A 20,833-nucleotide genomic window follows, 5' to 3' on the forward strand; every position below is an offset into this window, starting at 1 on the left:
TCCCGGCCGCAAATCCTTTATAGTAAAAATGCTTTTACATAATTGCAGATCGAGGAGGCGATGCCATGAATACCGAAAGCACGAACATCGAAATCCGGATCGACGAGCGAATGTTCGAGGTGACCGGATTGCGGGAATTCGCGGTCGAAGGACCGGATGGTCGCAAGCGGCGGGCGTTCGCCTTCGATTTTAAGGTGACGCATGAAGAATACCACGACGTGGCGACGCTGTTGTACAACGGAACGTTTCGCCTGCGCATCCCGCAGCTTGAATTCGACGGCGAGACGGACATGCATAACTATTCGACGTCGCTTGATAATTTGTATGAAAAAGATACAGTCGGCGATTATCATCTCGAATTGGCCGAGCGCCCTAACGATCAAAAAGGAGGCAATTCATGACGGAACGCGAGATTTTTCTGGAACAGCTTCAAGTGTGCCGCAGCAAAAACGGGTGGTTCACTTCGATGGCCGCCGCGATCAAAGGATTGACGCAGAAACAGGCCGATTGGAAAAGCAACGGGGAAATGAACAGCGTACACGAGACCGTGCGCCATTTGGACTTTTACAATAGACGATACTTGAATCGGTTTCTCGGTCAGGACGTTCCGGCTTTCGAAGGCGACAACGACGATACGTTCGAACCTTTGGACGGCGCGGAAGGCACATGGGCCGAAGCGCTGGAAGCCTACGACGCTACGATGGAAAGCTGGATCGACGCGGTGGAACAGGCCGAAGACGGCATTTTGGAAAAATGGGCCGGCGATCTGACTCATTTGACGATGCACAATGCTTACCATATCGGACAAATCGTCTTCATCCGCAAGCAGCAAGGTTCGTGGGACAAGAAGTACGGCGTCAGCTAAATGCGCATCAACGCCATGAATAACCGGGAGCATGGGCCTCGGAAAGCGGGGGAAAGGAATTGACTTTACAGCAGCTCAGGTATGCAATCGAGGTGGCGGGCTGCGGCTCGATCAACGAGGCGGCCAAACGCCTGTTCATCTCGCAGCCGAGTCTGTCCAATGCGATAAAAGATCTGGAGCAGGAACTCGGCATTACCATTTTTGACCGAACCAATCGGGGAATCACCTTGTCGGCGGACGGCGTCGAGTTTATGGCGCATGCCCGGCAGATCGTCGAACAGGCGGAACTGCTGGAAGGACGCTATAAAAACAAACGCCGCACGGCGGTGCATTTTTCCGTGTCGACGCAGCATTACGCTTTCGCATCCGAAGCATTCGCTGCGTTGATGGAAGGCAGCGACGAAGAGGAGTATGCGTTCTCGCTTCGGGAAACGCAGACTTCGGACATCATCGAAGACGTGCGGACGCTGCGGAGCGATCTCGGTATCCTTTACCTGTGCGACCGCAATGCTCGGGTCATGAACAAGATGTTCAGCGACGGAAGCCTTAAATTTACGCCTTTATTTAATACGCAGCCGCATATCTTTGTCGGCGTTTCGCATCCGCTCGCGCGTCGCGGGATGGTTACGGTGGAGGATCTTCAGCCGTATCCGTACGTTACGTTCGATCAGGGAGAGAGTAGCTCGCTGCATTTTGCGGAAGAGATGTTGAATTTGCCGGAGGCGGCGCGCAGTATCAAGATCAACGACCGCGCCACGTTGACCAGCCTGCTTGCGAGCACGCATAGTTACACGGTCGGAAGCGGCATTTTGCCTGCGGAGCTTGACGGGTCGGTGCTCAAATCGGTTCCCGTCGAGACGGGCGAGCTGTTCACGATCGGTTGGATTGCGCACAAAGACCGGCGTCCGAGCCGGGTAGCGGCTTCGTATGTCGAGTTGCTCAACGATCTGGTGGCACGGCGGTATTTTGCGGCCAACCAGTTCTTATTCTAGTAGGATCTGCATTATTTTATTCAAGAATTCGGGAGGAACGTATGCAAAGTCCAGTGATTGGCACAACCAGAACAAAACCGCCTTTTCGCTGCGATCTCGTCGGCAGCTTCCTGCGGCCGCCGGAGCTGATCGAAGCCCGGAAGCTGCATCGGGAAGGAGCGCTTACGGACGAGGGGTTAACGGAGCTTGAGACGGCAGAGATCATTAAGCTTATACAGCGTCAAAAAGAAGCCGGGCTTCCCGTCGTCACCGACGGCGAGTTCCGGCGCTCATGGTGGCATCTCGATTTCTTTTTCGGCGTTGAAGGCACCGAAAAGATTGATCTGAACGCGGCCGCAGGACGTACGGATGCCAAGCAGCGGGCGGAAACGTTCCGCGTCGCGAATAAAATTTCGTTCGGCGACCACCCCATGCTGCGTCATTTCGAGTCCTTGCGCGATCTTGCGGCGGGAAGCGGCATGATGCCCAAAATGACCATTCCTTCGCCGGCGTTGTTCCATTTCGTTCAACGGTACAACGGCGGGAATGCTTATGCGGGAGACGAAGAGCTGTTCGCGGATATCGTGCACGTGTACCGGGATGCGATCCAGGCCTTTTACGATGCGGGTTGTCGATACTTGCAGCTTGACGATACCTCTTGGGGAACGTTGTGCAGCTTGCTGCATCGCACGCAGCTGCGCAGCCAGGGTACGGACCCGGATCAGCTCGCGGCCGATTACGTGCGGCTCATTAACGAGTCGATCGCGGAGCGTCCGGACGATATGGTCATTGCACTGCATGTCTGCCGGGGGAATTTCCATTCGACGTGGTTCGCTTCGGGCGGTTACGAACCTGTGGCGGAAGCATTGTTCGGCGGCTGCAAAGTGGATGCCTTTTTCCTGGAGTACGATAACGAACGCGCAGGAGGCTTCGAACCGCTTCGCTTTATCCGTGACCAATTCGTCGTACTGGGATTGGTGACCACCAAGCACGGAGGACTGGAAAGCAAAGAAGCGTTGAAAGCACGGATTGCGGAAGCCGCTTCGTTCGTGTCGATCGATCAGCTTTGCTTGAGCACGCAGTGCGGCTTCGCTTCGACCGAGGAAGGCAATCTGTTGACAGAAGACGAGCAATGGGAAAAAATTCGCCTTGTTGCGGAGACGGCTGCGGAAGTGTGGCCGGGCTAAGCCTGCGTTCGTGCACCAATTTGTGTATAAATCCGACTGCTATACCCCGTTATACGAATCGCGTATAACGGGGTATAGCTTTTTGGCGTTACGCGGGCTTTTTTTGAAAATGGTATAGTAGTCTTTAATATTATTGTTGGAGTTAGCGAGCAAGTCGAGACTTTGCGGTTAAAGGTTTGCTGAATCAGACACGCCGTACACTTGCCTAAACATGAAAATATATTCCGGATTCCCGAGGAGGAACTTATCCATGAGCACGATTTTCGAGCAAGCCGTTCAACGAGACACCGTACCTTTCCGTCACGACATCGTAGGCAGCTTCTTGCGTCCGCAAGCGATCAAGGATGCGCGAATCAAGTTCGCCGCAGGCGAGATCGATGCAGCCGCTCTTCGCAAGATCGAAGACGAAGAGATTATCAAGCTGGTCGAAAAGCAAAAAGAAGTCGGTCTCAAAGGCGTAACGGACGGCGAATTCCGTCGCTCGTGGTGGCACCTCGACTTCTTCTGGGGCCTCGGCGGCGTCAGCAAGAAAGCGTCGGATACAGGGTATCTGTTCCATGGCGTGGAATCCCGTGCGGAAACCGCCCTGCTGATCGGCAAAGTCGGCGAAGGCGCGAAGCATCCGATGGTCGAAGACTTTAAGTTCCTGAACAGCGTAGCCGGCGACGACGCCGTGGCACGCCAAACGATCCCGGCTCCGGCGCAGCTGCTGTTCGAACTGTTCCGCGGCGACAACATCAAGACGGTCGACGAGTTTTACCCGAACCGTCAAGATCTGTATACGGATGTCGCAACGGCTTACCGCGATGCGATCTTGGCCTTCTACGAAGCCGGATGCCGCAACATCCAACTCGACGACTGCACATGGGGCGCGCTGAGCGACCGTCAATTCCGCGCAATGCAGGACGAAGCGGGCGTAGACATCAACGAGATGGCAAAAGGATTCCTGTTCGTCAACAACTTGGCGATCGAGAACCTGCCTGCTGATCTCGTCGTGACGACGCATGTATGCCGCGGCAACTTCAAATCGACCTATGCCGGCGAAGGCGGCGGCTATGATCCGATCGCGGAAATCCTGTTCGCGGGCTCTAACGTGTCGGCGTTCTACCTGGAATACGACAGCGAGCGCGCAGGCGGATTCGAGCCGCTGAAATACGTGAAGGACCAACAAGTCGTGCTCGGTCTGTTCAGCTCGAAATTCGGCGAGCTGGAAGACAAAGAGCAGATCCTCAAGCGGATCGAGGAAGCGGCTCAGTACGTGGACATCAACCAATTGTGCGTCAGCCCGCAGTGCGGCTTCGCTTCGACGGAAGAAGGCAACGTGTTGACGGAAGAGCAGCAGTGGGCGAAGCTGAAGTTCGTGAAGGAAGTCGCCGAGGAAGTATGGGGAGCGTAAAACCCCTGTTCGTTGGGGAAGCTTAGGGGCGCTGCGGGAGAAATTCGTTCAAGTCGCTGTCTCAGCAGGACTTTTCAATTTGAATATGTATTCAAACTGAAAAGTCCTGCTTCAAAGGCGCCTTTCACTGAATTTCTCCCTCCGCTTGAAGCTTCCGTTAATGACAGGGCTTTTTTTAGGGAGTAAAAAAGCAAAATTAAAAAGAATAGAAAACGAAAAAAGTCTCGGTTCTTGGAACCGAGGCTTTTAAGTTATCGAAAACAAGCGACGTAACTGGAAGCGAGAAGACGGAGAGGGAAGTTCAGTGAAGGAATGAAATGTTCGCCTTTGAAATCGGGAAAATACCACTAAAAATTTTAATTTTTCCCGATTTCAACACGCGACCTACAGTCTTTCGGAGAAAGGCACATCGGAAGCATTCGCTAACGAACTTCCCTCGGAGTCTTCTCGCTTCCCCCACCTACGCAGCTTTTTCGAAAAACGCAAAAGTTTCGGTTCTTACAGCCGGGACTTTTTTTATGGGGAGAAAAAGAGTAGAATAGGGAACCAAATAGACCGACAGCATGGGCGTCATGAGAATCGAGATGAGCGGATTCAAGTCCAAGGAGCTGCAAGGAAAAGGAGCGAAGAGAATTCCATGAATGTTCATGTTCCCGATAATGCCCGGCGCGATCTGGCGCTGGTTGGCTGCCCGCAGTGCATGTTTCGGTTCGAAACGCCGAACTACCGCTTGGGTATGCGTCATAGATGTCCCGAATGCGAAGCGGCGATCAAGCCCAAGTATGTACGCAGGGCACAGGATTCCGGTTATTCGCTGAGCTTTCATACGTTCTTGCAACTGCTGACGATGCGCCCGTACCGCGACGATATTGTTCCGTTGATCGGGGCTTGGTTTGGCTATGAGGCGGAATACGAGGGACGATCGTTGACGATACGCAATGCGGCCGGACGGGCGGTGGACGTGGAGCAAATGCATGAGATGATTCAGACGAGCAGTCGGTGGCAGGAGATTTTGTATCGGAAAGCCGGGAAGTTTTTTAGATGATCTGAAGAACTGAACCAATCCGCTTTAAAAATTCAATTCAGGTTGTCCGAAGCATAATGCCTTCGGACAACCTTTTTTTGTTGCTTAAACTCAGTATGAATGAGTTGAATTGAATAAAAGGATTTGTTTCCTGTCTGCAACTCTCCTCGCCCTCCAAGCGTCCAGAAAGAAAGGAGGCGTCACTATGCCCAAAACTATCTTATCGATCTGCATGCTTTGCTCATTTTTTCTTCTGACCGCCTGCACGCCGAACGAAACGTCATCCCGGGAGTCTGTCGAAGAACAATCTGTCCCAGCAGCCGCCCCAACCCTGAAGCCCACGGATAATGAAGTCTTCGTCAGCCGCAACCTTGGCTTCGGACAGATCAACCCTCGCATTCATCTCAAACTCGAAGGCGAAGAATCGGTAGAAGCCTTCCGCGAAGCGGATCTAACTAAGCATCAGCTGCCGGGAGAGATGGACGTCAGGCACCCTGACTTTGACTTGGTCTTCAATAACGGAGGAGAGGTCCGGGAGCTGCATCTTTGGCTGCCGAACAATGAAGAAGATCGGGGAATGGTGACGGAGATCGACAAGATGGGAACGGGTTATCAATTGACGCCGAAATCGACGCAAGTTCTGCGGGAGCTGATCGAAGATTACCGTTACGATTACGAGCAGGCTGTAGACAATGGCGATATCGTTCAAATTTTGGGGAAAATGTACAACTTCGATAAGTGGGAAAATTTTCTGACCGACATCGAGCAATCCCGACCTGCTTCCGTCCAACGGGTCGGTTACACCATCGAGGGCGATCCGATCTTCGATAATCTCGACTTCGACGGGCAAAGCATACATTATGTCTCCGACAACACGATGGATAAATTCGGCTTGCCGAAGAAAGAATTCGACACCTGCGAAAAAGTCGTCACCGAGCCGATTCCGGCGGAACATAACACGCCCGGAATCGTTTATCGGCTTGACGGATGTACCGGAACGAACGGCGGCCTGAACGAGAACTTTTGGTTCGCAATACCGGATGAAGCCGAAAAAGTGGAGGAAAACGATTGAATTTGCTTTCGACAGTTTGCCTAAATGAATACAAACCTGCCTTACAAGCGATATTCATAACGATTGTTCAAATTTCAACCATGCCTGCCCTGACTTTCTTTCCGAAACACGGACGGCGACACGCCTTTGCTCTTTTTAAACGTCCGGCTGAAATGAAACTCGTCGCCGTACCCGCAAGCTCCGGCGATCGCATGCAGCGTCAGGTCGGTGTACAGCAGATAGCGCTCGGCTTGTCGCAGGCGCAGATTGGACAGAACCTGCTTCGGCGTCTCTCCCGCGTACCGGAGAAACAGTTTGCGCAGGTGAGAGACGGATACGTGCAGCTCTTCGGCCAAGCTTTCCGCGGTCAGCGTCTCGGCATAGCGCAGCCCCATCACTTGCAGCCCCCGTTCGAACAGAACGCGGGCTTTTTCTTGTTCTTGCGAGAAGTCGCTGTGCAGTCTGGCGATCAAAGCGAGCAGCACGGCATTCGCTTCAAGCTCTCGCGCAGGCAATCCTATGCTCCATAGCTTCACCAACCGATTCAACGCCGCATCCAGTTCAACAGCCGCTTCACCCGAATAAGCCGTCGAATGCGCAAGTTCAAGCGAGGAAACAGAGGATGGCGTGGGCCAAATCTCGGATTTGCCGGATAAGCGAACAGCGTCGAACAGAATCATCACCATCTCGAGCCCTTGATCGCCGACCGCGGCCATTCGCATGTTCAAACCCGGCTTCAGATAAAAAAGATGCCCGCCCTCGATCTCGTACACCTCGCCGTCCGATTCAAACTTTCCTTTTCCCGAACGTATCCAATAAAAGCTGTGTACCGCCGTCGTGCGACGGATGTCCGTCCAGCCCGGCAGCGTGTTTTTGTTCGCTGCCCAGCCGATCCTCACCGCAAGCTCATGCAGATCGTTCATAATCTTCCTGCTTTCTGCCGCATTCGGCTTTTTCTTTCTCTCAGTATAGAAGCAGTATGGACGGAAGCCAAGATTGATTCGAATCATTTTTGACATGAAATAGATCGGAATAGGCATGGAGAAAACAGAATTTATTGCATAAAGTAAGCTTTGTAAGCGTTACTCCAATCAATAAGCAGAAAAGTGGAAAATCAAAATAGACATGGAGGGAATCGAAATGATCCGTTTGTTCGACACGCACCAAATTCGCCAGGTCAAAGAATTGGAAGGACTGTGGGAGTTTCAACCCGTCGATGGGGTAGGGGAGATTCCGGCTGAAATGAATGATCGGTTACCCGTACCCGGGTGTTGGGAATCGCATCCGAAGTTCGGCACGTACCAGGGCATCGGCTTGTATCGTCGAACCATTCGAACCGAACGCCGGACGCATCTGCGACTGGAGTTCAAAGGCGTAAGTCATACGGCAGACGTTTATTTTGACGGACAAAAGGTGGCGCACCACTACAATGCCTACACGGCGTTCGAAGCGATCATTCGCGATGTACAGCCGGGCGAGCATGAAATTCGTCTCTATGCGGATAACTCCTTCAGCGAGCAATCGGCTCTGCATGTCGAGAACGATTACTATACCTACGGCGGTCCGATCCGTCCGATTGCGTTAGAGGAGATCTCGGATGTACACATCGAACGAGTCGCCTTCTTTCCGGAATTGAAGGAAGGAGTCTGGCATGGACGCTGGCAGGCCAAGGTACGCAATTTGGCGGCGGAGTCGCGGGAGGTCGAGCTGCTGCTGGGACTGGACGGGTTGAATACAATCAACGAAAAAGTGCGGATCGACCGTGAATCGGAAGTGACCGTCGAGCGAACCGAAGCTTATGCGGCAGCAATGCCATGGAACCCGGAAAATCCGAATCTATACACGCTTCGGGCTCAACTGCGGCAAAACGAAGACGTTTTCGACGACTGGATCGACCGTGTCGGATTCCGCAGCATCGATACCGAAGGCGGGCAGCTGCGTGTGAACGGAAAGACAGTTCTGTTAAAAGGAGTAAACCGCCACGAGGATCATGCGATTGCCGGAGCCGCTTTTTCTTTCCCTGACCTGGTGCGCGACATCGAGTTGATTCAAGACCTCGGCTGCAACTCCGTACGAACGAGCCATTATCCGAACGACGAGCGTTTTCTGGATCTGTGCGATGAGCGGGGCATATTCGTCTGGGAGGAAAACCATGCGCGCGGCTTAACCGAAGAGCAGATGCGCAATCCGAATTTCAGAAAACAAAGCGAAGCCGTTACGAGGGAAATGGTGGAGCAGCACGGCAACCACCCGGCGATTATCATCTGGGCGATCCTGAACGAATGCGCCAGCGATACGCCGTACGGTCGCGCCGTATACGAGAGCGAACTCTCGCTGATTCGAAGTCTCGATTCGACGCGCCCGAGATCGTTCGCCACGCATCACCGGAACCGCGATATCTGTTTGGACCTGGCCGATATCGTCTCGTTCAATCTATATCCGCTCTGGTACACCGACGAAGATCCCGGCGAGCTGATGCGGCAGGCGAGAGGATGGGCGGACGAACTCGGCGGCGCGGGCAAGCCGATGATCATCAGCGAATTCGGCGCGGACGCTTACTACGGATTCCGTAGCCGCGAGCGCGTGAAAGGTTCGGAAGAGCGCCAGTGCGACATTTTGCAAGAAAACCTGAAAGCCTATCTTGCCGAGGATTCTCCGCTTTCCGGCGTATATGTCTGGCAGTTCAGCGATTGTCGCGTCACCGAAGCTACAGGCTGGCTGTTGGCAAGAGGCTGTACGCGCAACAGCAAAGGACTGGTCGACGGTTACCGCCGCCCCAAACTCGCTTACGATACCGTTCGGGCGCATTACCGTTCGGCGGCGGAGCGGGAGGCGGCGTCCGACGACTCGAGGTCTTTGACGGCGAAGGGTTGACGACCAAACGCAAAAGGTCCCGGTTGCGAAAACCGGGACCTTTTGCTGAAACTGCTTGATTACTGAACGGAGACTTTAAAATCGAACGGCTTGAAATCCAGCGAATAGTCGTTGGTCGATCCGCCGACGATCAAGCGCAAATCGCCGTCTTCGGGATCAATCGGCCCGAAAGCCAAAATGCCCTCGCTGCGGATACCCGGAAGAAGCTGGTTTTGAGGTTCGGGATAATCCGCGCGGAAATTGGTGGCTTGCTCGAATTGCGTGCTGCCTTGCGCGATCTTGGCCGTGTGCGTGTAAAAAAGCCCTTCTCTATCCGTAGAATTTTCGACCGATAGGTACAACCGCGTTTCTTTTTCGGCAAATTCGACTTTTTCGAGCGTGACTTTGAGTCCGTGTTGATCTTGGGTTTCGCCGACTTCGACGGTTCGAAGAGACGGAGAGAACCCGGTTATGTAGTCGACGACCTCGACAGACTGGGTCTTGATTTCGGGAAAGACCATCGGAGCGCCTGTCGTGCTAACCATTTCGGTGCTGCCTTTGACGATGCCTTTCACGCGAATGAAATCGCCTTTTTTGATCTCCTTCATAGGAGTGCGCATAGAAATCAATACGTGTTTGCCGTAGTTGTCGGGGTCGGCGTAGACCTGGATAAACATCCCCCGGTCATGTTCCAACGGATCGTACGCCACCTGGGAAAAGAACTCCACGCGCTGTTTTTTGAAATCGTCGGGATTGGCGATCATCCGATCGAATTCTTTGTCGCTTAATACGGACGGGCTTGCGCTTTCGGAATCGTTCGGTTCGGAAGGCGAAGTCGCAGGTTCGTTAATCTTCGGCATTTCCGCTTGTGCGGATTCCGACGGTTCGGCGGCCTCGGCCGGTTCGCCGGATTCCGGGGACGTATCGGTTTCCGCGGTGTTTTCGGGTTCGGCAGTCTTTGCGGATTCCGTAGTCGGCGCGGTTTCTTCCGACGTATCGGCAGCAGCGTTCGCAGCGCCGGATGCCGAAGGACTCGTGGCCGCTTTCGTACCGCCGCAGCCGGACAACACGCCGAGCAGAAGCGCCGAGGCCGACAGCCATAAGAAAAATCGGTTCATGAATCATACTCCTTTCTGCGTACATAGACGATAAAATTTTACCAAAATCCGCAAGAGTTGACTAGGGCATGTACGCAAACTTAACGACGTGCGGATTTTGCAGACGCGCCACAAACCAACGGTCCGGACTTCGAAAAGCGCGATACCGAATGGGATCGGCATCGCGCTTTTTCGGGGCATTTTTATTCGTTGCTGCAATCGGGATTCCCGATCACCCTGCCGTAACATCCTCTTCATGGAACGTTACTCGATTTTTACCTGTCTTTTTCGACAGATACAAGCATTCGTCCGCCGTCTGAATCACTTCGGTTACGCTGTGGTTGCGGCGCGTATAGAAGGCGACCCCGATACTGCACCCGATCGACAACTGATTCATTTCCACGATAAACGGATTGTTGATCAGCTTCAGCACTTCGTTGGCCAACTTTTCGGCTTCCGCATAAGCGTCGCGCAGCGGGCTGCGCATGATCAGCAAGAATTCGTCTCCGCCGAGACGCACGGTGATGCCGTCTTGGCGCGTAGTCGTTTGGAGGCGCTGCGCGACTTTTTTCAACAAGATATCGCCTACTTGGTGGCCCAGCGTATCGTTGATCTTTTTAAAACCGTCCAGATCCAGATACATGAAGGCCAGCGTCTCCGAAGAAGGGTCGAAGCCTTCGATCGTATCCTCCAGATAGCGCTCCAGCGCCATGCGATTCGGGAGTTCCGTAAGCTGATCGTGAAGCGCGGCATTTTCCATATGACCGAGCGCGTTTTCCGTGCGAAGCAAAGAATCAAGCAAACTGCGAAGAGAACGCGACAAACTGCGAATATCCTTGAATCCTCTCGTTTCCGGAATTTCCGGCGCGCCGCCTTGACGAATCCGGTCTGCGGCACGCGTTAGCTTACGGATCGGGCGCGAGATGAACTCGGCGGTCAACAAGCCGATTCCGGCAAAAAGAATGGAAGCGAGTATGGCGGCTATAATGATGTCTTGCTGAATTTTGCTGACCGGCGCGAACGCGACAGACTCCGGTTGGCGAACGAGCACCGTCCAGCCGAGTCCCGGATAATCCAGATACCCGTCACCCGAGGCGTAGCCGGTCAAATAGTTTTCTCCGTCCGGCCAACGTTCAAGCACCCAAGAGTTCAAGCCGCTTTGCGCGCTGCCGACGCTTCCTAGATTGATCGGGCGTCCTGCCCAGCCGTCAGGCCCGAGCAGTACCGTATTGTCTTGCTTGCTTACGATAAAGAGTTCAAAGTCTTTGTCGTGATCGATTTGCGGCTGAAGAAGCGTGCGTTCGACTTCTTTCGCCCATTCCCAACTCAGATGCGCAGCCAAGACGCCGACCGTATCTCCCGCGTCATTTTTTACGGCATAACTCACATCGACGAATTGAAGAGGTTCATCGCTCGGATTCGGGAGTAAGTTGGCGAGAAGTACCGCTTCATGAACGTCTCCAGTGAAAAAGCCTTTGATGCCTTCCATGAACACAGGGCGTTCCGCGATGTTTTTGCCTACCAGAATGCCATCCGTTGCGGCCAATACTTTGCCTTCGGCATTCATGAATCCGATCCAAGAGAATGAAGTGAAGCTGGATTGCAACTGATCGAGCAGCACTTGAACGGCTTTTGGATCTGAGCCGTCCTTGAGCGGATCGAGTTCCGTCAGTAACTTTACTTCGCTGGACCGCGACCACATGAAGTTATCCATTTTGTCCGACATCTGATAAGCCGTTCCGGCCAAAGATACGCCAATCTCTTGCTCGATGGCGGCAGTAGAACGTTGACTCATGAGAGATCCCAGGGTCGCACTGAGCAGAATGACGAATGCGACGAAGATCAGAGCCAGAAAAGTCCGTATTTTAATCATCCAACAACCTCCGCAAGCAATATACCCAATTCATTACTACCTATATCGTGCGAAGCTGACTGAATGTGAAGAGACTTTGAAGGATTTATAAGAAATTTCGACAAAAATTGCGTAAATGCTCGAAAATTATGTGTTAATCGGTACATATCAAGCGAAATAAGGCGAAAAGACGCAAAAAAGACGCTCTTCCGAGGAAGGCGTCCGCGAATATTAAAGTGAAAGGCAAAGCGAATGACGGAAAATCAGGCTTGAGCCGGAGGAACGTTAACTTGGAAAAAGACGCCGAATTGATCGACCACTTGACCGTAAGCAGGACTGAAGAACGTTTCTTGCAAAGGCATTACGATGTTGGTGCTGCCTTCGCACAGCGCATCGAAAATCTCGCGTGCGCGCGCAGCGTCCTCAATACCGATTGAGACCGTCACATTGTTGCCAATCCGGTAAGGCATGCCTGGATAGGTGTCGGACAACATCAGCTGCTGCGAACCGGCGACCACCCGAACATGCGTAATCCGGGATCTGACTTCTTCGGGCGCAGGACCGTTCGGTCCGTCGGGCATATCGCCGAACGTCATTTTGTCGACCACTTCGCCTCCGAGCGCCTTGGCATAAAAATCAGCAGCTTCTCCGGCATTTCCGTCCATCACCAGATAGGGAACCCATTGCATACTCACGATTGGTTCAGCTCCTTTTAATTGAAATACTCGCTTTCCATTTTATCCTACAAATCGAACGCGTGTTTGTGAAGCGGTATTTTTGTTAACCAATTATCAGAAAAACTGATGAATGTCATAAAAGGAATCGAATTGACCCCTTTTTGCCCGTATGATACCGTCAAGAGAGCAAAAGAAATTCTGATCGAATAACTAGGAATTTAAATGATCGGCAGACAATCGAGCCCATGAATCGATAAGAATGAAGCCGTGCGAGGTGGAAAACCATGGAATTGAACGTAACCAACAGCCCATTTAATCAACAGCAGACTGAACTGCTCAATCAACTTCTCCCTACCTTGAACGGTCATCAGCGAATCTGGTTGACCGGCTATCTGGCGGCTCAAGCTTCGGTAGCGGCAATCGGCGGCGCGGAATCGCAAAGTACAGGTCAATCGCTTGCCCCTGCGGCCGCCGCGGTCCCGGCCGCGCCTTCCGCTCCGCGGGAAGTTACCATCCTGTTCGGTTCGCAGACCGGCAACGGCAGCGGGCTCGCCAAGAAATTGGCGAAGCGTCTGGAGGAGCAGCAGGTGAAGACGGAAGTGCTATCCATGGCCGACTTCAAGCCCGCGAATCTGAAAAAGCTCGAAAATCTGCTCATCATCGTCAGTACGCACGGAGAAGGCGATCCGCCGGACAACGCGCTGGCTTTCCATGAGTTCCTTAACAGCAAACGCGCGCCGAAGCTGGAGAGCCTGAACTACTCCGTGTTGGCGCTCGGCGACACCTCTTACGAATTTTTCTGCCAGACCGGCAAAGACTTCGATGCACGGTTGGCGGAACTGGGCGCTTCGCGTCTGGTTGATCGGGCCGATTGCGACGTGGACTTCGACGAGACGGCCGGGGAGTGGATGAAGGCGGTGACGGAATCGCTGAGCGCGACTCCGGCCGCTGCGACGACCGCGGCGGAATCGGCGGCTCCGCTCAGCGCCGACCCGGAGTCCGAATACTCGCGCAGTAACCCTTTCCGGGCCGAAGTGCTGGAGAATCTGAACTTGAACGGCCGGGGTTCCGCGCGGGAGACGCGCCATCTGGAGCTGTCGCTCGAAGGATCGGGCCTGACGTACGAACCGGGCGACAGCCTGGGCGTCTACCCGGAAAATCATCCGCGCCTCGTGGACGAGATCATCGAAGCGATGGGATGGAACGCGGAAGAACAAGTGGCAACAGGCAAAAGCGGTACTGCCGCATTGCGGGAAGCCTTGCATCATTACTTCGAGATTACCGTATTGACCAAGCCGCTGATCGAACAGGCGGCGAAGCTGACGGGTAACGAGCGGCTGTTGAAACTGGCTTCGCCGGAATCGGCCGAAGAGCTGCGCGCTTACCTTGGCGAAAACGATCTGCTGGACCTGATCCGCGACTTTAATCTCAAAGGATTGAGCGCGGCGGAACTGACAGGCCTTTTGCGTAAAATTCCGGCTCGCTTGTATTCGATCGCCAGCAGTTCGAAAGCAACCCCGGACGAAGTGCATCTGACCGTGCGCACCGTGCGTTACGCTTGCGGCGGACGCGACCGTTACGGCGTCTGCTCCGTGCAGATGGCGGAACGGTTGGAGCCGGGCGACGCGCTTCCGGTATTCGTGCAGCACAACCCGAACTTTAAGCTGCCGGAGAACCCCGACACGCCGATTATCATGATCGGACCGGGTACGGGCGCAGCGCCTTTCCGTTCCTTCTTGGCCGAACGCGAAGAAACGGATGCGCGCGGCAAAACATGGATGTTCTACGGCGATCAGCATTTCGCGACGGACTTCCTTTACCAAACCGAGTGGCAGCGTTGGATCAAGGACGGCGTGCTCACGAAGATGGATGTTGCCTTTTCCCGCGATACGGCCGAGAAGGTCTATGTCCAACATCGCATGATGGAGAAAAGCCAAGAGCTGTACGAATGGATCAATAGCGGAGCTGCCGTGTACGTCTGCGGCGACGAGAAAAATATGGCCCACGACGTGCATGGAGCTTTGGAGACAATCATCGCGCAGGGCGGCGGTTTGAGTCCCGAACAGGCTTCGGAATACCTGCTTCGCATGCAACAAGAGAAGCGCTATCAGCGCGACGTATATTAATTTCACAGCATGGACAAATAGATGGAAAAGGGCCGTTTGAACGCGAAAGGGGAAGCTTGATATGACGCAGCAAACCGAATGGAAAAAGTATCCGCCGCACGATCGGCCGCATAGCGATGTCGAGGATATTAAGCGTAACAGCGATTATTTGCGGGGCAGTCTCGTCGAGACGTTGAAAGATCCGTTGACCGGTTCGATTCCGGAAGACGATAACCGCCTGATGAAACACCACGGCAGTTATATGCAGGACGACCGCGATTTGCGAAACGAGCGCAGCAAGTCGAAGCTTGAGCCGGCGTATCAGTTCATGCTCCGCGTTCGCGCCTCCGGCGGCGTCGTAACGCCCGAGCAATGGCTGATGATGGACAGCATCTCGCACAAATACGGCAACGATACGATTCGTCTCACCACGCGCCAATCGTTCCAACTTCACGGCGTGCTCAAATGGAATTTGAAAAACACGATCCGCGAAGTCAACGACGCGCTGCTCAGCACGCTTGCGGCTTGCGGCGACGTGAACCGGAACGTGATGTGCAATCCGAATCCGTATCAGTCCGAGGTTCATTCCGAAGTGTACGAATGGGCGGATAAAGTCAGCCGTCACCTCGATCCGCGCACCCGCGCTTATCACGAGATTTGGTTGGATGAGGAAAAGGTCGTGGATAGCCGCGAGCAGGACCCGGAGCCGATCTACGGCCATGTGTACCTGCCGCGTAAATTCAAGATCGGCATTGCGGTTCCCCCGTCCAACGACGTCGATGTGTTCTCGCAGGATTTGGGCTTGATCGCGATCGTGGAAAACGGCCGACTGGTCGGATTCAACGTCACCGTCGGCGGCGGCATGGGCATGTCGCACGGCGATAACAAGACGTATCCGCAGCTCGGCAAGCTGATCGGCTTTATTACGCCGGAGCAATCCGTCGATCTGGCGGAAAAGGTCGTGACGATTCAACGGGACTACGGCGATCGCGCGGTGCGCAAACACGCCCGCTTCAAATACACGATCGATGATCGCGGGCTCGATTGGTTCGTAAGCGAGCTGCATGCCCGTCTCGGCTGGGAGCTTCAAGCGGCACGCGACTTCAGCTTCGACCATAACGGTGACCGTTACGGCTGGATCAAAGGCAGCAACGGCAAATGGCATCAGACGCTGTTTATCGAAAACGGGCGGATTGCCGATTTCGAGAACTACCCGCTCATGACGGGTTTGCGCGAGATTGCCCGGATTCACGACGGCGACTTCCGCCTGACCGCGAACCAGAATCTGATCATCGGCAACGTCAGCACTCAGAAAAAACGCAAAATCGATGCTTTGATCAAAAAGTATAATCTCACGGACGGTCTTCATTATTCAGCTTTGCGTCGCAGCTCGATGGCGTGCGTGGCGCTTCCGACCTGCGGTCTGGCAATGGCCGAATCCGAGCGCTATCTGCCGGGGCTGATCGATAAGCTGGAACCGATGCTGGAAGAAGCCGGCTTGCGGGAAAAAGAAATCGTGATCCGCATGACGGGCTGCCCGAACGGTTGCGCGCGCCCGATGCTTGCGGAGCTGGCCTTCATCGGCAAAGGACCGGGCAAATACAATATGTATCTCGGCGGCGCGCATGACGGAGCCCGCTTGAATAAACTGTACAAGGAAAATATCGGCGAAGAAGAGATTCTGTCCTCGCTGAAGCCGATTATCGGACGCTATGCGAAAGAACGTTTGGACGGCGAACATTTCGGCGATTTCGCGGTGCGCTCGGGTTACGTGGAAGCCGTTCGCGACGGACGGCAGTTCCACGCGTGATCGAACCAAGCCGATTTGATCGGAAATGATCCGGTCATGCCGGGCGATTTGAACGCCGAAACACTCGAAAAGACGAAAAGCAGGGCCGCCGCGCCGACTGCTTTTCGTCTTTTTTTAGTGCGTATAAGCAAACTCGTACGTACCGAAATGCCGAACGCTCAACAAATCGCTTGTCTTTGTCGATTGTATGTCTCCGGCTTCCGATTTACGCTGAAAAGGCAAACGGCGCCGATTCGGAGGCCGTCATCATTCGATAACGGAAAGAGGTCGTGAACATGGAAAATCAACAAACGGCAAGCGGTTCGAACAAGACGATGAAAGCCGCGTTGTATCGCGAATACGGAGGTCCCGAGCAGATCGTCGTGGAGCGCATTCCGATGCCGGTTCCTGCCGCCGGGGAAGTATTGGTTCGGATCGCGGGCAGCGGATTCAATATCGTGGACAATGTGCTGAGGGCCGGTTATATGAGCGGTCAATTCCCGCAAGCCTTCCCGTTCGTGCCCAACATCGAATTGTCGGGCACGGTCGCGGCGGTCGGCGAAGGCGTCACGCGTTGGAGCGCGGGCGACCGCGTGTATCAATCCAGAACGTTGACCCAAAGCGGAGGCGCGGCGGAATATGCGATCGCCGAAGCAAACGGCTTGGCGGCGGCGCCGCAAACGCTGGATTTGGCCGACGCGGGCGGCGTGCCGCTATGCGCGCTGACCGCTTGGCAAGCCTTGTTCGAACACGGCGCTTTGAAGGCCGGGCAGCGGGTGATGATCGTAGGCGCGTCGGGCAGCGTAGGGCATTACGCCGTTCAGTTTGCCCGGAGTGCGAATGCTTACGTGATCGGGGTCTCGTCCGCTTCTTCTTCGGCGCAGGTCAAAGAACTGGGCGCGGACGCAACGCTCGATTATGCAGAAGACGATTGGACGCGGGCGATCGTCGAACCGTTGGACCTGATCGTCAACGTATCGCTGGCCGAGCCGGATCAGGTCAACGCTTGGATGCAACTGCTTCGCGAAGGCGGGGCGCTGATCAGTGCTTGGTCGCCTGTCGACGAAGAAATTGCTCGGGACCGCGGCGTCACGGGCAAAATGATCCATATGCACGGCGATGCCGGACAGTTGGCGGATATTACGCGGCTAATCGACGACGGCGTGGTGAAGATCCGCATCGACGAACGCATCGGATTGGCCGGCTTGCGCGACGTGCATGCGCGAAGTGCCGCAGGCACGCTTCGCGGCAAAGTGTTGATCGTTCCCGAAGAAGCCTGATCGCGAGCTCGAGCGCGAGGCCGAATCTCTAACGCAAAATACGCTGCATCGCCATCAATTCGTTATAAATCAACGCCAGCTCCTCGGCCGATTCGTTTTGTCCCCGTTCCAGCCAAGCTTCCATGATGCCGAGCAGCAGCGAAGCGGTATAGGCGGTAAAATAATCGGGAGGAACCGAAGGGTGCCTCTCGAAAATACGACTGTTGTCCAGCTTTCTATGAAAGCTTCCGGCAACAGTCTTTTTGAGTTTCGCGGGAAAACCCGCTTCTCCTTTTTTGCCGGACAGCAGTTCGAACAGTTCGGCATGGTGCGCGAAATAGGCGAAAATCGCCGTGAACTGCGGATAAGGCTTTTTTTCCAAGTAATGACGGTAAGTCTCGCCAAAATCGATCGCCACGATCAGCACCTGCAGGAGTCCTTCCAACAGCTCGTTTTGAATCTGCGCCATCAGATCGTATTTGTCCGAATAGTGCAAGTAAAACGTTCCGCGATTGATTGCTGCTTTTTCTACGATTTGACGAATGGTTACTTTGTCGAAACCCGATTCTCGGACTGATTCGATAAACGTTTCGCGAATGGCGGCTCGGGTTCGCTCGTTCATTTGTTGGTGGATGGACGGCATGTTTCGCTCCTTTGTCGGCCGGGTTCTTTTCTCCATTTAAACACGAAATCCGATCGGGACAAACAGCGAAAAAGCAACTTTGCGAAAAAGCCGCCGGCTCGATGTTCTTTTTTGTCGGCTTCATGCTTTGAATTTGGGGTAATGGAAAAAATAAGATCCTTCAAAAGTGTTTGCTTGCTTTTTCATTGGGTTATATATTACACAGGTTGACTTCTTGTATATACAGGAGTAGAATCGGCTTCGACACATACTTGTATATACATGAAGGGTATAGGCTGTAGATATTCGCTGTCTGCGAACGGACTTTCGAAAAGTCTGCGGCCTCTGGGTATACCCGAAGGAGGTACGCAGATGACAACTAAGAATTCGAACAACCGGGCAGAATGGTGGCGCAGATCGGTCGTTTATCAAGTCTATCCACGAAGCTTTAACGATACGACGGGAAGCGGAGTCGGCGATATTCGGGGACTTACGAAGAAGCTTGATTATCTGAAAGATCTGGGAACGGACATCGTCTGGTTGCAGCCGGTCTACAACTCGCCGCAGAACGACAACGGCTACGATGTATCGGATTACCGTTCGATCGATCCGATGTACGGAACGATGGAAGATTTCGATGAATTGATGGCCGAATTGAAAACTCGCGATATGCACCTGATGTTGGATATCGTGGTCAATCACTCGTCGACGGAGCATGTCTGGTTCCAGGAATCGCGCAAGTCGAAAGATAATCCGTACCGGGATTATTATATCTGGCGCGACCCGGCTCCCGGCGGCGGCGTGCCGAACAATTGGCAATCCAAGTTCGGAGGCTCGGCTTGGCAGTACGACGAAGCGACGGGGCAATATTTCCTGGCGCTGTTCGATAAAACGCAGGCCGATCTGAATTGGGAAAACAAGAAGGTTCGGCAGGAAGCGGCGGATCTGATGCGTTTTTGGGCGGATAAAGGCGTTGACGGTTTCCGAATGGACGTCATCAACCTGATCTCCAAAGACCAGAACTTCCCGGACGACGACGGCTCGATCATGACGGGAGACGGACGGCGGTATTACACGGACGGACCGAGAGTGCACGAATACATCAAAGAGTTATATGAGCAAGTATACGGTCCGTACGATCTGATTACAGTCGGAGAGATGTCGTCTACGACGCTTCAGCACTGCATTCGTTATTCGAACCCGGAGGAACGCGAATTCTCGATGACGTTCAACTTCCATCACCTGAAGGTCGATTATCCGCAAGGCAAGAAGTGGGAATTGATGCCCTACGACTTCGAAGCTTTAAAAGGTCTTCTGTCTTCTTGGCAGATCGGGATGCATGAAGGCGGAGGTTGGAACGCGCTGTTCTGGAATAATCACGATCAACCGCGCGCGTTGTCCCGTTTTGCCGACGACGGCCGCTGCCGCGTGGCAAGCGCCAAGATGCTCGCGACCACGCTTCACGGTCTGCAGGGCACGCCTTACGTTTTCCAAGGCGAAGAGATCGGCATGCCGAATCCGAATTGGAACGATATCTCCGAATTCCGCGACATCGAGTCGACCAACATGTACCGGATCATGGTCGAGATGGGCAAGACGCCGGAAGACGCTTTCGAGATCATTGCCAAGCGCTCGCGCGACAACGCCCGTACGCCGATGCAGTGGAACTACGGTCCGCAGGCCGGTTTCACCGACGGTACGCCGTGGATCAAGGTGGACGAACGTTATCCGGAGATCAACGTCAAAATGCAGCGCGAAGATCCGGAATCGGTGTTCAGCCATTACAAGAATCTGATCGCGCTGCGCAAAACGGAAGACGTGCTGATCGACGGGCGCTATATCCGGTTGGATGAAGCACATCCGCAGGTATTCGCTTATGCGAGAATGAACGATCGCGACACGCTGATCGTCGTCTCGAATTTTACGTCTGAAGAAGCCGTCTTCACGCTGCCGGAATCTTATGCCGCGCTCGGTCATTCCCAATTGGAACTGTTGTCCGGCAACAGACCCGAAGCGCCGGTTTGGGGCGATCAGCTCGAGCTGGAACCGTACGCATCGTTTATGTGGATCATCCGGGGGTAAATC

Annotated in this window: 17 protein-coding genes; 12 read left to right on the forward strand and 5 right to left on the reverse strand. The window is 54.0% G+C overall.

Annotation, left to right across the window (positions count from 1 at the left end; translation table 11 throughout):
- Window positions 1-65 precede the first annotated feature (65 nt).
- The 7 genes from SACSAC_RS15615 (at window position 66) to SACSAC_RS27210 (ending at window position 6,515) form a co-directional block, all read left to right on the forward strand.
- Window positions 66-401 carry a DUF3219 family protein gene (locus SACSAC_RS15615; protein WP_051507162.1) on the forward strand — a complete coding sequence of 112 codons (336 nt, stop codon included), beginning with the start codon at window positions 66-68 and terminating at the stop codon, window positions 399-401.
- The gene (locus SACSAC_RS15620) at window positions 398-865 is read left to right on the forward strand and encodes a DinB family protein (protein ID WP_037287979.1); all 468 of its coding nucleotides are present in this window, start codon (window positions 398-400) and stop codon (window positions 863-865) included. Before SACSAC_RS15615 ends, SACSAC_RS15620 begins: the two co-directional genes overlap by 4 nt.
- 59 nt (window positions 866-924) lie before the next feature.
- A complete protein-coding gene (locus SACSAC_RS15625; protein WP_037287984.1) occupies window positions 925-1,857 on the forward strand; it encodes a LysR family transcriptional regulator in 933 nt (310 codons plus the stop codon).
- A gap of 41 nt (window positions 1,858-1,898) precedes the next feature.
- On the forward strand, window positions 1,899-3,023 hold the full coding sequence (locus tag SACSAC_RS15630) for a 5-methyltetrahydropteroyltriglutamate--homocysteine S-methyltransferase (protein WP_037287986.1): 1,125 nt from the start codon (window positions 1,899-1,901) through the stop codon (window positions 3,021-3,023).
- Window positions 3,024-3,273: 250 nt separating this feature from the next.
- Window positions 3,274-4,419, forward strand: coding sequence for a 5-methyltetrahydropteroyltriglutamate--homocysteine S-methyltransferase (locus SACSAC_RS15635; protein ID WP_037287988.1), 1,146 nt, complete (start codon window positions 3,274-3,276; stop codon window positions 4,417-4,419).
- A 637-nt stretch (window positions 4,420-5,056) separates the two neighbouring features.
- Entirely contained in the window at window positions 5,057-5,464 is a 408-nt protein-coding gene (locus tag SACSAC_RS15640) for a hypothetical protein (RefSeq protein ID WP_037287994.1), read from the forward strand.
- 184 nt (window positions 5,465-5,648) lie between these two features.
- Window positions 5,649-6,515, forward strand: coding sequence for a DUF4362 domain-containing protein (locus tag SACSAC_RS27210; protein ID WP_051507163.1), 867 nt, complete (start codon window positions 5,649-5,651; stop codon window positions 6,513-6,515).
- A 74-nt stretch (window positions 6,516-6,589) separates the two neighbouring features.
- On the opposite strand, the gene SACSAC_RS27215 is transcribed toward SACSAC_RS27210, so the two are convergent.
- Window positions 6,590-7,417 (reverse strand): AraC family transcriptional regulator, encoded by an 828-nt coding sequence (locus SACSAC_RS27215; protein ID WP_051507164.1) that lies wholly within the window; start codon window positions 7,415-7,417, stop codon window positions 6,590-6,592.
- 217 nt (window positions 7,418-7,634) lie between these two features.
- On the opposite strand from SACSAC_RS27215, the gene SACSAC_RS15655 reads away from it, so the two are divergent.
- Window positions 7,635-9,368: a glycoside hydrolase family 2 protein gene (locus tag SACSAC_RS15655; protein WP_051507165.1), complete on the forward strand. Its 1,734-nt coding sequence runs from the start codon at window positions 7,635-7,637 to the stop codon at window positions 9,366-9,368.
- A 59-nt stretch (window positions 9,369-9,427) separates the two neighbouring features.
- On the opposite strand, the gene SACSAC_RS15660 is transcribed toward SACSAC_RS15655, so the two are convergent.
- The 3 genes from SACSAC_RS15660 to SACSAC_RS15670 form a co-directional block, all read right to left on the reverse strand.
- Window positions 9,428-10,465 (reverse strand): single stranded DNA-binding domain-containing protein, encoded by a 1,038-nt coding sequence (locus SACSAC_RS15660; protein ID WP_051507166.1) that lies wholly within the window; start codon window positions 10,463-10,465, stop codon window positions 9,428-9,430.
- Window positions 10,466-10,676: 211 nt separating this feature from the next.
- Window positions 10,677-12,317: a diguanylate cyclase domain-containing protein gene (locus SACSAC_RS15665; RefSeq protein ID WP_037288000.1), complete on the reverse strand. Its 1,641-nt coding sequence runs from the start codon at window positions 12,315-12,317 to the stop codon at window positions 10,677-10,679.
- A gap of 242 nt (window positions 12,318-12,559) precedes the next feature.
- On the reverse strand, window positions 12,560-12,985 hold the full coding sequence (locus tag SACSAC_RS15670) for a VOC family protein (protein WP_051507167.1): 426 nt from the start codon (window positions 12,983-12,985) through the stop codon (window positions 12,560-12,562).
- 272 nt (window positions 12,986-13,257) lie between these two features.
- On the opposite strand from SACSAC_RS15670, the gene SACSAC_RS15675 reads away from it, so the two are divergent.
- The 3 genes from SACSAC_RS15675 to SACSAC_RS15685 all read left to right on the forward strand — a co-directional run bounded on the left by SACSAC_RS15675 (window position 13,258) and on the right by SACSAC_RS15685 (window position 18,147).
- Entirely contained in the window at window positions 13,258-15,099 is a 1,842-nt protein-coding gene (locus tag SACSAC_RS15675) for an assimilatory sulfite reductase (NADPH) flavoprotein subunit (RefSeq protein ID WP_037288005.1), read from the forward strand.
- Window positions 15,100-15,160: 61 nt separating this feature from the next.
- The gene (gene cysI, locus SACSAC_RS15680; RefSeq protein WP_037288009.1) at window positions 15,161-16,888 is read left to right on the forward strand and encodes an assimilatory sulfite reductase (NADPH) hemoprotein subunit; all 1,728 of its coding nucleotides are present in this window, start codon (window positions 15,161-15,163) and stop codon (window positions 16,886-16,888) included.
- A 275-nt stretch (window positions 16,889-17,163) separates the two neighbouring features.
- Window positions 17,164-18,147, forward strand: a complete 984-nt coding sequence (locus tag SACSAC_RS15685) for an NADP-dependent oxidoreductase (protein WP_051507168.1) — start codon at window positions 17,164-17,166, stop codon at window positions 18,145-18,147.
- A gap of 28 nt (window positions 18,148-18,175) precedes the next feature.
- On the opposite strand, the gene SACSAC_RS15690 is transcribed toward SACSAC_RS15685, so the two are convergent.
- The gene (locus SACSAC_RS15690; RefSeq protein ID WP_037288012.1) at window positions 18,176-18,769 is read right to left on the reverse strand and encodes a TetR/AcrR family transcriptional regulator; all 594 of its coding nucleotides are present in this window, start codon (window positions 18,767-18,769) and stop codon (window positions 18,176-18,178) included.
- A 351-nt stretch (window positions 18,770-19,120) separates the two neighbouring features.
- Here SACSAC_RS15690 and treC point away from each other — a divergent pair, with 351 nt between their 5' ends.
- Window positions 19,121-20,830 carry an alpha,alpha-phosphotrehalase gene (treC, locus tag SACSAC_RS15695; protein ID WP_037288015.1) on the forward strand — a complete coding sequence of 570 codons (1,710 nt, stop codon included), beginning with the start codon at window positions 19,121-19,123 and terminating at the stop codon, window positions 20,828-20,830.
- Window positions 20,831-20,833 lie beyond the last annotated feature (3 nt).

The sequence above is a fragment of the Saccharibacillus sacchari DSM 19268 genome (genome assembly GCF_000585395.1).
In the GTDB taxonomy this organism is placed as follows: domain Bacteria; phylum Bacillota; class Bacilli; order Paenibacillales; family Paenibacillaceae; genus Saccharibacillus; species Saccharibacillus sacchari.

Excerpts from the sequence above, each read along its gene's own strand:
- SACSAC_RS15615 (WP_051507162.1), top strand. The coding sequence starts at position 66 with ATGAATACCGAAAGCACGAACATCGAAATCCGGATCGACGAGCGAATG.
- SACSAC_RS15620 (WP_037287979.1), top strand. The coding sequence starts at position 398 with ATGACGGAACGCGAGATTTTTCTGGAACAGCTTCAAGTGTGCCGCAGC.
- SACSAC_RS15630 (WP_037287986.1), top strand. The coding sequence starts at position 1,899 with ATGCAAAGTCCAGTGATTGGCACAACCAGAACAAAACCGCCTTTTCGC.
- SACSAC_RS15635 (WP_037287988.1), top strand. The coding sequence starts at position 3,274 with ATGAGCACGATTTTCGAGCAAGCCGTTCAACGAGACACCGTACCTTTC.
- SACSAC_RS15640 (WP_037287994.1), top strand. The coding sequence starts at position 5,057 with ATGAATGTTCATGTTCCCGATAATGCCCGGCGCGATCTGGCGCTGGTT.
- SACSAC_RS27210 (WP_051507163.1), top strand. The coding sequence starts at position 5,649 with ATGCCCAAAACTATCTTATCGATCTGCATGCTTTGCTCATTTTTTCTT.
- SACSAC_RS27215 (WP_051507164.1), bottom strand. The coding sequence starts at position 7,417 with ATGAACGATCTGCATGAGCTTGCGGTGAGGATCGGCTGGGCAGCGAAC.
- SACSAC_RS15655 (WP_051507165.1), top strand. The coding sequence starts at position 7,635 with ATGATCCGTTTGTTCGACACGCACCAAATTCGCCAGGTCAAAGAATTG.
- SACSAC_RS15660 (WP_051507166.1), bottom strand. The coding sequence starts at position 10,465 with ATGAACCGATTTTTCTTATGGCTGTCGGCCTCGGCGCTTCTGCTCGGC.
- SACSAC_RS15665 (WP_037288000.1), bottom strand. The coding sequence starts at position 12,317 with ATGATTAAAATACGGACTTTTCTGGCTCTGATCTTCGTCGCATTCGTC.
- SACSAC_RS15670 (WP_051507167.1), bottom strand. The coding sequence starts at position 12,985 with ATGCAATGGGTTCCCTATCTGGTGATGGACGGAAATGCCGGAGAAGCT.
- SACSAC_RS15675 (WP_037288005.1), top strand. The coding sequence starts at position 13,258 with ATGGAATTGAACGTAACCAACAGCCCATTTAATCAACAGCAGACTGAA.
- cysI (WP_037288009.1), top strand. The coding sequence starts at position 15,161 with ATGACGCAGCAAACCGAATGGAAAAAGTATCCGCCGCACGATCGGCCG.
- SACSAC_RS15685 (WP_051507168.1), top strand. The coding sequence starts at position 17,164 with ATGGAAAATCAACAAACGGCAAGCGGTTCGAACAAGACGATGAAAGCC.
- SACSAC_RS15690 (WP_037288012.1), bottom strand. The coding sequence starts at position 18,769 with ATGCCGTCCATCCACCAACAAATGAACGAGCGAACCCGAGCCGCCATT.
- treC (WP_037288015.1), top strand. The coding sequence starts at position 19,121 with ATGACAACTAAGAATTCGAACAACCGGGCAGAATGGTGGCGCAGATCG.